This is a genomic window from Arthrobacter sp. NPDC058192 (assembly GCF_042883665.1).
Taxonomy (GTDB): domain Bacteria; phylum Actinomycetota; class Actinomycetes; order Actinomycetales; family Micrococcaceae; genus Arthrobacter.
Map to the genome: position 1 here is coordinate 128,381 of NZ_JBHVVJ010000007.1, position 13,082 is coordinate 141,462.

A 13,082-nucleotide genomic window follows, 5' to 3' on the forward strand; every position below is an offset into this window, starting at 1 on the left:
GGGATTCCGCCACCGTGCGGGATCCCTCCCTTTGTTTAGCGGAGCCGACGCCGTACCGTTCGCGCCGCGTGCGTGGCCGGGGCTGCGGCCCCGTATTGGACGGCGCTCTAGATGCTAAGTTTGTGGGGATGTCACCCCATGGATCACCCCAGGAAGCTTTGCTGAGTGCTTTGCCGCCGGCCGTGTCCATTGTGGTCCCTGCGTACAACGAGGAAAGCGTCATCCGGCAGTGCCTCATTGCCGCGGTCTACCAGTCGGTGCCCGCAGACGAAATCATCGTGGTGGACAACATGTCCACGGACCGCACGGTGGAGATCGTGCGCCAAATGCAGCAGGAGTATCCGGAGAGCCGCATCATCCTGCTCAGCCAGGACCTCGTTCAGGGGCTCATCCCCACGCGCAATTTCGGTCTGGACTCTGCCACCGGCGATATCATCGGGCGGATCGACGCTGACTCTGTGCTGGAGCCGGACTGGGTGGAGCAGGTCCAGAACGCGTTCGTGGACCAGTCAATCCACGCTGCGACGGGCCCGGTGGTCTACTACGACATGCCCATGCGCCGGTTCGGGCTCAAGGCGGACGACAGAATGCGCCAACTGATGCTCAAGCTCGCCAAGCATCAGTACCACTTCCTGTTCGGCTCCAACATGGCCCTTCGCCGCTCAGCCTGGGAAACCATCCGCGCGGAAACCTGCCGGGACGAACGGGACGAAATGCACGAGGACATCGACCTCTCGCTGCATCTGGCCGACCACGATCTCCGGATCCAGTACTGGCCGCAGATGATCTCGGGCATGTCCGCCCGGCGGCTCGAGGACTCGCCCAGGGACTACCGCTACTATGTGACCCGCTTTGACCGCACGTACAAAGCGCACAACGTCAAGAAGATCGCGCTGAAGGCGCCCATGGTGGTGTTTTTCTCGGTCTATTTCCCCGCCAAGTTGCTCCGGGCCATCCACACCGTGAACGCCCCCCAGCCCGTCCGCCGCGGCGGGCAGTACGCGGCTGGCAAGCCGACCTAGTCGGTGCCGAGGTCCGCAAGCCGATCTGCATCCGGTCCCTTCGCACCGGATCCCTCCCCGCTAGCCCGGAGCGAGCGCACCCGGCGCTGGCCCAGGACGACGACGGCGAGCCCCACCAGGATCATCGCCAGTCCGGCATAGGTCCCGGCCGGCAGCGTCTCACCGAGGAACGCGGCAGCCAGGAGGGCCGCCCCGGGGATTTCCAGCAGGATAATCATGGACACGAGCAGCGGGCTCATGGTCGCCAGCAGGTAGTTGAACGCGGTGTGGCCCACGAGTTGGGCGCACACAGTGATGGCGATAATTCCAAGCCAGCCGGCGGCGTCGAACCCTCCCAGGGGTACTCCGACAAGCAGCGCGAGCCCGGCCACGATGGCGGCGCACATCCCATAGCAGAGTGCCGTGTACACCCCGGTGCTCATGCTCTGCCGTGCCCTGCCGCCGGCGAGCGTGTAGATGCCTGCCAGGGCGCCGCCGGCCACGGCCAGGAGATCACCCAAGAGTGCCTCGGACGAGGCGCCCATATCGAAGCCGGTGATGGTCACGACGCCGCCGAACGCGATGCCGAGGCCTACCAGGACCGGCCACGGGTGCCTGACGCCCCGGAAGAGCTGGAAGACGGCGATCCACGCTGACTGCAGGCATACGAGTGCCGTGGCCGCCGCAACCGAAGTCAGCTGCAGGGACGTGATGAAGCACGCGAAGTGCAGCGCCAGGGCCACGGCGGCAGCCAGCGACCAGCGAAACTCGGCTCCAGTCACCCTGCCGAACTGACGAGGGCTGCGGACCACCACGGGACCGGCCATGACGACGGCCGCAATCGCGTTGCGCCAGAAGGCGATGGCCAGGGCGCCGACCGACGTGGCGCCCAGCGTGGCGGCGATCAGCGGCCCGGACGAGGCCACACCCAGCACCCCTACGGCGGCAAGTAAGAAGTTCACCCTCCAACACTAGTGGGGAAGGGCGGGCGGCCTAGGTACTCCGGCGGTCCTTGACCGCCACATACGGCGGTGCCAGTCTTAAATCGCGGTCTCGCCATCAGAGACGAAGGAGACCAACATGGCTTCAATGATCCGCAAGAGTTTCGATGATCCTGAGGAAACGCGCCCCTTCACGGAGGGGACCGGTCAGCTGGAACTCGTCAATCTTGACGCGGGCGCAGTAGGACGTGCAACGTTCCTGCCGGGCTGGAAGTGGTCCCAGCACGTCAAGCCGATTGTCCAGACTGACAGCTGCATGGCTGCCCACGTGGGCTACACCATTTCCGGGCGGATTAAGGTGGTCATGGACGACGGCGAAGAGGCCGAGTTCGGGCCGGGCGACTTCGGCATCATCCCGCCCGGACACGATGCTTGGGTAATCGGCGACGAGCCCTATGTGTTCATCGACTGGCAGGGGATGGCGGACTACGCCAAGCCCAAGGAGTGAACCAGAGAGGCATGCAAAAAAGCCCCGGACCGCGTTTCCGCGGTCCGGGGCTTTTCCTATGGTGGAGGCACGGGGACTCGAACCCCGAACCCCCTGCTTGCAAAGCAGGTGCGCTACCAATTGCGCCATGCCCCCATAAGAAGCAACCCGACAATCATACCTTAGTTCCGGAGAGCCGATTTCCGGCTTCCATCCCAAGGCTCCAGGCTAATCAACCGTATCGGTTGAGTTGCTCCAGACTTCCTTCCGGGCTTCGGATTCCTGCACTTTCCGGTAGAGCAGCACGCCTGCGACTGTAGCTGCGATAACCAGCAACTTCTTCACGCGCACCCCGTTCCGGTCCAGCAAACCTGAACCTTCACTAATCTCTGCCAGAACCGGTACAGGTTCCGTGGGCGTACCAGGACTTGAACCTGGGACCTCTTCGTTATCAGCGAAGCGCTCTAACCGCCTGAGCTATACGCCCCGATGCCTCATCGGGCCGAGATATGACTTTACAGCACATCCCGGCCCGATCTCAAATCGAGGCTATTTCCCGCGGGATTCCGCGGAAAATACGGGCTTTAGTCGTCCGTGAGGGTCACGCCGATGCCGCCGACAAGAGTCGCGGCGATGTTGTACAGCACCGCGGATAGCATGGAGAGGGCGGTCAGCAGCACTACGTTGATCACGGCGATGATGGTGGCGAAGGACGCCACCTGCCCCAGGGATGCCACCTTCTTCAATTCGAAGCCGCCGCTTTCGGACCCCGCAAGTGTCCCGAGCAGGCTGTCCACCTGATCAAAAATCCCGGTCAGATCCAGGACGGTCCAAAGCACGATTGCCGCCACCACGGTGACGATGCCCAGGGCCACCGAGAGCAGAAATGCCATTTTGAGCACAGACCAAGGGTCAACCTTGCTGACCAGCAGCTTAGCCCGGCGGACCTTGGCCTTGGGAGCGGGCTTGACCAAGCCGCTGGCAGCCTGGCCGCCAGACGCGGCGGGACGCTGGCCGGGCACCGCCGGGCGCTGGCTGGGGGCCGGCGGACGCTGTCCGGCGCCAGTGGCTGCACCGGACATCCCTGGTCGCTGCTGCGGACGCGTAGGAGCTCCTACCCGCGGGGCGGTGGCGGGCTGCCGCACCCCGCCCGCTGCGCCGCTGCTCGGCTTGGGATATGAGTCGGAATTACTCACTCGTTACCTCCGGTGTTGTCTTCGTCCAGCTCGGTATGGCCTGATGACTCATCTGACTCCGGGGCCGGTACTGATTCTGCCGTTGCGGACTCCATGTGCAATCCGCCATCTCCAGCCAACGTTACGTCATCCGGCGAAGAAGCCGGAGTTTGAGTGTCCTCGCGTTCACCTTCGGCTGTCCCTTCGACGGCGCCGTCACCTTCGGCGGGCTCCTCGCTTTCCAGCCCGCGTTCGCTATTGCGGGCCACGGCGATGATGCGGTCGTTCTTGTCCGGTTTGGCAAAGATCACGCCCATGGTGTCGCGGCCCTTGGCCGGAACTCCGCTGACCGAAGAACGGACCACCTTGCCGCCCTCCATCACCACGAGGACTTCATCCTCTTCCTGGACAATGAGCGCGCCCACCAGATGCCCGCGTTCTTCCTGGTACTTGCCGACCTTGATGCCGAGGCCGCCGCGGCCCTGGAGCCGGTATTCCTCTACCTCGGTGCGCTTGGCGAAGCCGCCTTCGGTGACGATGAACACGAAGGATCCGTCCTTGACGACGTCAGCTGCGAGCAGCTCGTCGTCCTCCCGGAACTTCATACCGGTGACCCCGGATGTGGCGCGGCCCATCGGGCGCAGCGCGTCATCGGTCGCCGTGAAGCGGACAGACTGACCCTTGCGGGAGACCAGCATGAGGTCATCGGTTTCGGAAACCAGTTGGGCCGAGACGAGTTCGTCGCCGTCGCGCAGGTTGATGGCGATCACGCCGGCGGACCGGTTGGTGTCGTAGTCCTCCAGGCGGGTCTTCTTGACCAGTCCGCGCTTGGTGGCGAGCACCAGATACGGCGCGACCTGGTAGTCCCGCAGGTCCAGCACCTGGGCGATGTGCTCATCCGGCTGGAAGGCGAGCAGGTTGGCCACGTGCTGGCCCTTGGCATCGCGTCCGGCTTCGGCCAGCTCGTAGGCCTTGGCGCGGTACACGCGCCCGAGGTTGGTGAAGAAGAGCAGCCAGTGGTGCGTGGTGGTGACGAAGAAGTGCTCCACGACGTCGTCCCCGCGCAGCTGGGCACCCTTGATGCCCTTGCCGCCGCGCTGCTGGGAACGGTAGTTGTCGCTGCGGGTGCGCTTGACGTACCCGCCGCGGGTAATGGTGACCACCATTTCCTCTTCGGGGATCAGGTCTTCGATGGACATGTCGCCGTCGAAGCCCATGAGCACCTTGGTGCGGCGGTCGTCACCGTGCTTGGCCACGATGTCGGCCAGTTCGGTGCTGATGATTTCGCGCTGGCGCTCTTCGGAGGCCAGGATCGCGTTGTACTCGGTGATCAGGGCCTCGAGTTCCGCGTGCTTCTCCTGGATCCGCTGGCGTTCCAGCGCGGCGAGCCGGCGCAGCTGCATGTCCAGGATGGCCCTGGCCTGCAGCTCGTCGATGTCCAGCAGTTCCATCAGGCCGTCACGTGCGGCCTCGGTGGTGCTGGACGCACGGATCAGCGCGATGACCTCGTCGAGGGCGTCGAGGGCCTTGAGCAGGGCGCGCAGGATGTGCGCTTCCTCCTCGGCCTTGCGCAGGCGGTAGCGCGTGCGGCGGGCGATGACGTCCATCTGGTGGGTGACCCAGTGGCGGATGAACGCATCCAGGCTGAGCGTGCGCGGCACGCCGTCAACGATGGCGAGCATGTTGGCGGCGAAGTTGTCCTGCAGCTGGGTGTGCTTGTAGAGGTTGTTCAGCACCACCTTGGCCACCGCGTCGCGCTTGAGCACGATCACCAGGCGCTGGCCGGTGCGGCCGGAGGTCTCATCGCGGAGGTCGGCGATGCCGGAGATCTTGCCGTCCCTGACCAGTTCGGCAATCTTGATGGCCAGGTTGTCCGGGTTGGCCTGGTACGGCAGTTCAGTGACCACCAGGCAGGTGCGGCCCTGGAGCTCCTCGACGCTGACGACGGCGCGCATGGTGATGGAACCGCGGCCGGTGCGGTAAGCATCCTCAATGCCCTTGTGGCCGAGGATTGTGGCACCGGTGGGGAAATCCGGCCCCTTGATGCGCAGGAGGAGTTCTTCGAGCAGTTCCTCCCGGCTGGCGGTCGGGTTCTGGAGGTACCACTGGACGCCGTCGGCCACTTCGCGGAGGTTGTGCGGCGGGATGTTGGTGGCCATGCCGACGGCGATGCCCGAGGAGCCGTTGACCAGCAGGTTGGGGAAACGGGCAGGCAGGATGGTCGGTTCCTGGTTCTTGCCGTCGTAGTTGTCCTGGAAGTCGACGGTTTCCTCATCGATATCCCGGACCATCTCCATGGCCAGCGGTGCCATTTTGGTTTCCGTGTACCGGGGGGCGGCCGCGCCGTCGTTGCCGGGCGAGCCGAAGTTGCCCTGGCCAAGGGCCAGCGGGTAGCGCATGGTCCAGTCCTGGATGAGACGGACCAGGGCATCGTAGATCGCGGTGTCGCCGTGCGGGTGGTACTGCCCCATGACCTCGCCCACCACGCGTGCGCACTTGTTGAAAGAGCGCTCAGGGCGGTAGCCGCCGTCGAACATCGCGTACAGCACGCGGCGGTGGACCGGCTTCAGGCCGTCACGGACATCGGGCAGGGCGCGGCCCACGATGACCGCCATGGCGTAGTCAAGGTAGGAGCGCTGCATTTCGGTCTGCAGGTCCACCTGCTCGACACGGTCAGTCAGGACGTCGCCCTCGAGGATGGCGTCGTCAAGGACCGGCTCGGAGCCCGCCGGACCGGCAGGGACCTCGGGTGTTTCGTCACTCATAGTCTGTATTTTCCGTTTCAGGTATATATCAGTCCGGGCATATCAGGGGCTGGGGGCCGCTAGATATCCAGGAACCGGACGTCCTTGGCGTTCTGCTGAATGAAGTTCCGGCGCGATTCCACGTCCTCGCCCATCAGGACGGAGAAGATCTGGTCTGCTGCTAGGGCGTCGTCCATCGTTACTTGCAGCAGGGTCCGGTGCTCGGGGTCCATGGTGGTGTCCCACAGCTCCGTGTAGTCCATCTCGCCGAGACCCTTGTAGCGCTGGATTCCGTTGTCCTTGGGGATACGGCGGCCGGCGGCCTGGCCGGAGAGCAGCTTCGCGTCGCGCTCCCGGTCGCTGTAGACATAGTCGTGGGGTGCGTTGGACCACTTGATCCGGTACAGCGGCGGCTGCGCGAGGTAGACATAGCCGTTTTCGATCAGCGGGCGCATGTAGCGGAACAGCAGTGTCATCAGCAGGGTGGTGATGTGCTGGCCGTCGACGTCGGCATCGGCCATGAGCACGATCTTGTGGTAGCGCAGCTTGGCGAGGTCGAAGTCCTCGCCAATGCCGGTGCCGAAGGCGGTGATCATGGACTGGACCTCGGTGTTGCCGAGCGCCTTGTCCAGGCGGGCACGTTCCACATTCAGGATCTTGCCCCGGAGCGGCAGGATTGCCTGGGTCTCGGGGTTGCGGCCACGCTTGGCGGACCCGCCGGCCGAGTCGCCCTCCACAATGTAGACCTCGCAGTTCTCCGGGTTCTTCGACGAGCAGTCCGAGAGCTTACCGGGCATCCCGAAGGACTCAAGCGGGCTCTTGCGGCGAGCGTTGTCGCGGGCTTTCCGGGCCGCCATACGGGCTTGGGCCGCGGAAATGGCTTTGCGGATCACGTCACGTGCCGGGCCGGGGTTGCGCTCAAGCCAGTCGCCCAGGCCGTCGGTGACTACGCGCTGGACAAAGCCTTTGACCTCGGAGTTGCCGAGCTTGGTCTTGGTCTGGCCCTCGAACTGAGGCTCCGACAGCTTCACGGAAATGACCGCCGTCAGGCCTTCGCGGATGTCATCGCCGGTGAGGTTGTCATCCTTTTCCTTGATGATGCTTTTCTCCCGCGCGTAGCGGTTGATGAGCGACGTCATCGCGGCGCGGAAACCCTCTTCGTGGGTGCCGCCCTCATGGGTGTTGATGGTGTTGGCGTAGGTGTGGACACTCTCGGAATACGCGTTGGTCCACTGCATGGCCATTTCCAGGGCGATGTGCCGTTCCGTGTCCTCGGTCTCGAAGGCGATGACGTCCTCGTGGACCACATCAACCTTTTTGCCGGAGTTCAGATGCTTGACGTAGTCCAGCAGGCCGTTGTCGTACTGGTACACCACGGTGTGGAATTCGGCCGGGACTTCGCCCTCGGTGGCGACCGCGTCCAGATCCAGGTCGGCGTCCTCGGCCGGCTCCTCCGGAGCCTGGCGTTCGTCGGTCAGCGTGATCCGCAGTCCCTTGTTCAGGAATGCCATCTGCTGGAAGCGTGCGCGCAGCGTCTCGAAGTCGAACTCCGTGGTCTCGAAGATGCTGGCGTCCGGGTAGAAGGTCTGCGTGGTTCCGGTCTCGGAGGTCTCCTCGCCCTTGACCAGCTCGCCCTGCGGCTTGCCGCCGTCGGCGAAGGACATCCGCCACACGTGGCCCTGCCGGCGGACTTCGGTGTTGACCCGGCTCGACAGCGCGTTGACCACCGAGATGCCCACCCCGTGAAGGCCGCCGGAGACCGCATAGCCACCACCGCCGAATTTGCCGCCGGCGTGCAGGATGGTCATGACAACTTCCACCGTGGGCTTGTGCTCGGTGGGGTGCATGTCGACCGGGATGCCGCGGCCGTCGTCCACCACTTTGACGCCGCCGTCGGCCTGCAGCACGATCTCGATGTGGGTGCAGTAGCCGGCCAGTGCCTCATCAACCGAGTTGTCCACCACTTCGTAGACGAGGTGGTGCAGGCCCCGGGGACCGGTGGAACCGATGTACATGCCCGGACGTTTCCGGACCGCTTCGAGACCTTCAAGGACCGTAATGTCGCTGGCACCGTATTCGCGCGTTGTCGCGGTGCCGGAGGTTTCAGCCGCCGCTTCCACGACGTCTTCCATTACCGGGATCTCTGCATTGTCGTTAGCCACAGACGCTTTCGACTCCTCTATGTTCATTGGAGGCCGGCCCTTGCCTCTACCGTGGAAAGGACTCCTGCCTACAGGCACGTCACTGACGACGCGCGGTGCTCCGCCGACTTGAGGATCCGTCCGCCGCACGCTGATACAGCATCGGAAACGGACTCAGTCAACGTTTCACCGGCGCCCAGTTATCTACCACGATTCTATCGTGCTATAGGGCCCAAACCCGCATTCCAGCGCGCCGAACGGACAGGAAAGTACCCCCTGAGAGGCCGCTGGCTCCCCCTGCAAGCCTTTCGAGGTCCACTCGTAGGGGCATATACGGCCCCGGGGCGTTCAAGCGCTCTGCACACCGCTTGCGGATTTTCAATAGTTTTGCAAGAAGTGCTTCAGGTCCGGTGGGCGCTGCGGCGGCCGGACCTATCCGTAGGTGTCACGGGGCCCGCGGCCGTTGACGGTGCGCAGGCCCTTGCGCCAGCTCGGCGCCGCAGGCCCGAGCACCTGGATGCTGGTGACGACGCCGTCGCCGAGCTCGGTGCGGAACTTCTCCAGCAGGCTGCTGCTCAGGAGCCGCAGCTGCGTTGCCCACGCCGTGGAATCAGTCCGCACGTGCAACGTGGTGTCGGTGAAACTTTCAGGAGTGCAGTGGGCCGAGATCTCCGGTCCCACCAGGGCGGGCCATTGCGCCATCACGGAGCCGACGGCCACGGGCGAGCTCCAGCCGCGTTCGGCCACGAGGCGTCCCACGACCTTTCCCAGGCCCAGCGGATCCCTGCCGGTGCCGTGGAATTGGGAGAAACCACGGGTTCCCCGCGGACTCCGGGCGGGCTTTTGGGCGCTCGACCCGGAGCGCGGGACGGCCCGCCGGATTTCCCCGCGTGCCGCTGCGGCCTCACGCATCCTGTTGAGTGCGGCCTGGGCCGCATCGATGGCGTCGGGGTCGCGGCCCGGCTGCAGGCCGCCGCTATCTTTATTCATCGACATTCATCGACAGTCCTGCTCATCGATTCCTCCCGGGATGACCTTCACCCGCCGTCCAGTCAACTCGGCCGGGATGTCGGCCTCCACGGCGGCGGTGACCAGCACCTGCTCGGCGCCGGATACTATTGCGGCCAGTTTACGCCGCCGCTGGACGTCAAGCTCGGCAAAGACATCGTCCAGGATCAGGATCGGGGCCGACCCGCCCGTGCGGGAGTCATCGAGCAGAACGTAATACGAGGCCAGGCGCAGGGACAGGCACATGGACCAGGTTTCCCCGTGCGAGGCGTAGCCCTTGGCCGGAGCGGATCCGAGCAGAAGCTCGAGCTCGTCGCGGTGCGGGCCCACCAGGGAGATGCCCCGTTCCAGCTCTTTGCGACGTGCTGTCGCAAAGGCCTGGATGTAGCGTTCGGTGAGCTGCTCGACCGACAGCAGGCGCAGGTCCTCCGCAGGTGCGGGGACCCCGACGGCGCCGGCCTCCAGCGCAGGCCGTGGCGCGCCGCCGTCGTCGTCGAGAATGTCCTGCAGCGTGGAACGGTACGCCGCGGCGGCGTCCTTGGAGCCGTCGGTGAGTTGCGCATAGGCGTTTTTCAGGTGCGGTTGCAGGCGGTCCACAAGTTCCAGTCGCGCATGCAGCAGTTCGGCCCCGGCGCGGGCCATGTGCTGGTCCCAGACGTCCAGGGTCGCCTCATGGCCGGCGGTAAATTTTCCGGCCCGCGCCGATTTGAGCAGGGCGTTGCGCTGCTTCAGCACCCGGTCGTAGTCGCTCCTGGTCGCGGCGTGGCGCGGCATCAGGCTGACCAGGAGTTCATCCAGAAACCGGCGGCGGCTGGACGGATCGCCCTTGACCAGCGCCAGGTCCTCCGGGGCGAAGAGCACCGTCTGGCAGATGCCCAGCAGGTCCCGGGCGCGGACCGGGTTGCTCCGGTTAATCCGTCCCCGGTTGGCCCGGGCCGCGTTGATTTCCAGTTCAAGCACAGTGGCTTGCTCGCCGCGGACCACCTTGGCCCGGATCATCGCCCGCTCGGTGCCAAAGCGCAGCAGCGGCGCGTCCGTGCTGACCCGGTGGGAGCTGAGCGTCGCCAGATACCCGATGGCCTCCATCAGGTTGGTCTTGCCGATGCCGTTGGACCCCACCAGGACAGTGACTCCGGGCTCAAGGCTCAGGTCCATCTGGGCGTAACTGCGGAAATCTGTGAGCGAGAGTTTTTCTAGGTACACGCGGGTTTCAGGACCTCAGCGGCGGGATTACTTGGCCGGCCGGGTCGCGTGGCCGCCGAACTGGTGGCGCAGCGCGGACACCATCTTCATGGCCGGCGAGTTGTCCTCGCGGGAGGAGAACCTGGCAAAGAGCGCTGCCGTGATCGCCGGTGCGGGTACGGCGTTGGCGATCGCTTCCTCGACGGTCCAGCGGCCTTCACCGGAATCCTCGACGTAGTCGGAAATCGATTCCAGTCCGGGATCCTCGTCGAGGGCCTTGACCATGAGGTCCAGGAGCCAGGAGCGAACAACGGTGCCCTTTTGCCAGGCCCGGAACGTTCCGGGAAGGTCATCCACGATGTCCTTCGCGGCCAGGAGTTCATAGCCTTCCGCGTAAGCCTGCATCAGGCCGTATTCGATTCCGTTGTGGACCATCTTGGCGTAGTGGCCTGCGCCGATGCCGCCCACGTGCACGAAGCTGTCGGCACGTTCGCCGGCGGGACGGAGCGCGTCGAAGACGGGGAGGGCGCGTTCGATGTCGGCGGCATCGCCTCCGGCCATGAGGCCGTAGCCGTTCTGGAGGCCCCAGACTCCGCCGGACACGCCGCAGTCGGCGAAGCGGATTCCCTTCTGGGCCAGGACGGCCCCGTGCTTCTGGTCCTCGGTGAACCGCGAGTTGCCGCCGTCGATCACGAGGTCACCGGCGTCGAGCTTGTTCCCCAGTTCGCTGATCACGGAGTCGGTGATGTCGCCGGAGGGAACCATGACCCAGATGAGGCGGGGAGCCGGGACGGCGGCGATGAGTTCATCCACGCTGGCGACGTCGGTGACGTCCGGGTTGCGGTCAAGGCCAGTGACCTCGATCCCGGCGTTGCGCAGGCGTTCACGCATGTTGAAGCCCATTTTTCCAAGGCCGATTAGTCCAATGTGCATAGTGCGGGTTCTCTTTCTGCATTGGGTGTCGGTTGTCGTTTTGGGGCCCGGAACGACAACAACTGCCTGGGCCCACGCCGCCAGGGTTCCCTGGCCGAGCTTGCGAGGCGAGGGTGGCGGTGGGGACTAGTTGGGCAGCCGGACGGGCATGACGAGGTAACGGTAATCGCCCTGGTCCTCGCCCTCGGCGTCCTGCTGGGCCGTGATCATGGCCGGTTTGGGTGCGGTGGTGAAGGAGAAGCGCACAAACTTGGTTTCGATGACGCTGAGGCCCTCGATCAGGTAGTGCGGGTTGAAGGCTACCGTGATGTCCTCGCCGGACAGCTGGGCTTCGAGTTCTTCGGAGGCCTGGGCGTCCTCGCCCGTGCCGGCATCCAGGTGCAGCTGGCCCTGCGTGAAGGCAAGCCGGACGGGCGTGTTCCGTTCGGCCACGAGCGAGACGCGGCGCACAGCCTCGACCAGTTCCTGGGTCTGCACCGTGGCGTGGATGGGCGTGGAATCCGGGAAAAGTGAACGGATTTTCGGGTAGTCGCCGTCCACCAGGAGCGACGTGGTGGTCCTGCCGCCGCTCTCGAAGCCGATCAGCCGGCTGTCGTCGTCGGCCAGTGCGATGTTGATGTCGCCGCTGCTGCCCAAGGTCTTGGCTACTTCGTTCAGCGTCTTGGCCTTGACCAGGGCGCTGGTGGAGAGACCCGGAGTTGCGGGCTTCCACGGGACTTCACGCATGGCCAAGCGGTAGCGGTCGGTGGCCAGGAGGGTGATGAGATCGTCCTCGATCTCCATCCGCACACCGGTGAGGATCGGCAGGGTGTCGTCCCTGCTGGCCGCGATGATCACCTGGGAGACGGCCTGGGCGAAGGAATCACCCGGGACGGTGCCGCTGATTGTGGGCAGGGCCGGCAGCGGCGGGTATTCGGCCTCGGGCATCGTGGCCAGGTGGAAGCTGCTTCGGCGGCAGGTGAGCGTTACCTTGTTGCCGTCTGTCTCGACCTCGACGGGGGCGGACGGGAGGCTGCGGCAGATATCCGCGAGCAGGCGTCCGGACACCAGGATGGTGCCTTCGGTGGAAATGTCAGCCGGAATTTCGAGCCGCGCGGAGGTCTCGTAATCGAAGCTCGAAAGGCTGACCGTACCGGCTTCAGCCTTCAGGAGCAGGCCTGAAAGTACGGGAACGGGCGGCCGCGGAGACAACGACCGGGCCGTCCATGTCACGGCTTCTGCCAGGACGTCCCGTTCGACTCTGAACTTCACGGAAGGGTGCCGCCTTTCATTGCTGCTGTCAGTACTGAAAATCGTTAAAGCTCGCCGAATTGTGGCGGATCCGGCGGGAACGCCGGACGCGCTCAACAAAGGAAGCGTCCGCACCCCCGGCTCCGTGGCCCGTCAGGAACCACAAAAGATGTCCGGGACGGACGCTCTGCAGACAGCTTAGCCCCAAGGTGAGCGTTTCTCCCATCCCCGGCTTACACC

General features: G+C 65.0%; 11 protein-coding genes and 2 tRNA genes. 2 read left to right on the forward strand and 11 right to left on the reverse strand.

Going from position 1 to position 13,082, the window contains the following annotated elements; all coding sequences use genetic code 11:
- Positions 1-128 precede the first annotated feature (128 nt).
- Positions 129-1,022 carry a glycosyltransferase gene (locus tag ACFVVK_RS09305; RefSeq protein WP_390266136.1) on the forward strand — a complete coding sequence of 298 codons (894 nt, stop codon included), beginning with the start codon at positions 129-131 and terminating at the stop codon, positions 1,020-1,022.
- On the opposite strand, the gene ACFVVK_RS09310 is transcribed toward ACFVVK_RS09305, so the two are convergent.
- On the reverse strand, positions 1,019-1,963 hold the full coding sequence (locus ACFVVK_RS09310) for a DMT family transporter (RefSeq protein ID WP_390266137.1): 945 nt from the start codon (positions 1,961-1,963) through the stop codon (positions 1,019-1,021). The two genes, ACFVVK_RS09305 and ACFVVK_RS09310, sit on opposite strands and share 4 nt — an antisense overlap.
- Before the next feature lie 118 nt (positions 1,964-2,081).
- Between ACFVVK_RS09310 and ACFVVK_RS09315 the strand changes: the two genes are divergently transcribed.
- Positions 2,082-2,450, forward strand: coding sequence for a cupin domain-containing protein (locus tag ACFVVK_RS09315; RefSeq protein ID WP_390266138.1), 369 nt, complete (start codon positions 2,082-2,084; stop codon positions 2,448-2,450).
- 59 nt (positions 2,451-2,509) lie between these two features.
- On the opposite strand, the gene ACFVVK_RS09320 is transcribed toward ACFVVK_RS09315, so the two are convergent.
- The 10 genes from ACFVVK_RS09320 to dnaN all read right to left on the reverse strand — a co-directional run bounded on the left by ACFVVK_RS09320 (position 2,510) and on the right by dnaN (position 12,863).
- Positions 2,510-2,585 (reverse strand) — tRNA-Ala (locus tag ACFVVK_RS09320).
- A gap of 72 nt (positions 2,586-2,657) precedes the next feature.
- Positions 2,658-2,780 (reverse strand): DLW-39 family protein, encoded by a 123-nt coding sequence (locus tag ACFVVK_RS09325; protein ID WP_371261721.1) that lies wholly within the window; start codon positions 2,778-2,780, stop codon positions 2,658-2,660.
- A gap of 62 nt (positions 2,781-2,842) precedes the next feature.
- Positions 2,843-2,916 (reverse strand) — tRNA-Ile (locus ACFVVK_RS09330).
- Between the two features lie 97 nt (positions 2,917-3,013).
- Positions 3,014-3,625 (reverse strand): DUF3566 domain-containing protein, encoded by a 612-nt coding sequence (locus tag ACFVVK_RS09335; protein WP_390266139.1) that lies wholly within the window; start codon positions 3,623-3,625, stop codon positions 3,014-3,016.
- Positions 3,622-6,369, reverse strand: a complete 2,748-nt coding sequence (gene gyrA / locus ACFVVK_RS09340; protein WP_390266140.1) for a DNA gyrase subunit A — start codon at positions 6,367-6,369, stop codon at positions 3,622-3,624. The genes ACFVVK_RS09335 and gyrA overlap by 4 nt, the downstream gene beginning before the upstream one ends.
- A gap of 59 nt (positions 6,370-6,428) precedes the next feature.
- Positions 6,429-8,510, reverse strand: coding sequence for a DNA topoisomerase (ATP-hydrolyzing) subunit B (gyrB, locus tag ACFVVK_RS09345; RefSeq protein WP_390266141.1), 2,082 nt, complete (start codon positions 8,508-8,510; stop codon positions 6,429-6,431).
- A 411-nt stretch (positions 8,511-8,921) separates the two neighbouring features.
- On the reverse strand, positions 8,922-9,479 hold the full coding sequence (locus ACFVVK_RS09350; RefSeq protein ID WP_390266142.1) for a DUF721 domain-containing protein: 558 nt from the start codon (positions 9,477-9,479) through the stop codon (positions 8,922-8,924).
- A 6-nt stretch (positions 9,480-9,485) separates the two neighbouring features.
- A complete protein-coding gene (recF, locus tag ACFVVK_RS09355; protein ID WP_390266143.1) occupies positions 9,486-10,700 on the reverse strand; it encodes a DNA replication/repair protein RecF in 1,215 nt (404 codons plus the stop codon).
- 27 nt (positions 10,701-10,727) lie between these two features.
- Positions 10,728-11,612 carry a phosphogluconate dehydrogenase (NAD(+)-dependent, decarboxylating) gene (gene gnd, locus ACFVVK_RS09360; RefSeq protein WP_390266144.1) on the reverse strand — a complete coding sequence of 295 codons (885 nt, stop codon included), beginning with the start codon at positions 11,610-11,612 and terminating at the stop codon, positions 10,728-10,730.
- 126 nt (positions 11,613-11,738) lie between these two features.
- Positions 11,739-12,863, reverse strand: coding sequence for a DNA polymerase III subunit beta (gene dnaN, locus ACFVVK_RS09365; protein WP_390266145.1), 1,125 nt, complete (start codon positions 12,861-12,863; stop codon positions 11,739-11,741).
- Positions 12,864-13,082: the final 219 nt, after the last annotated feature.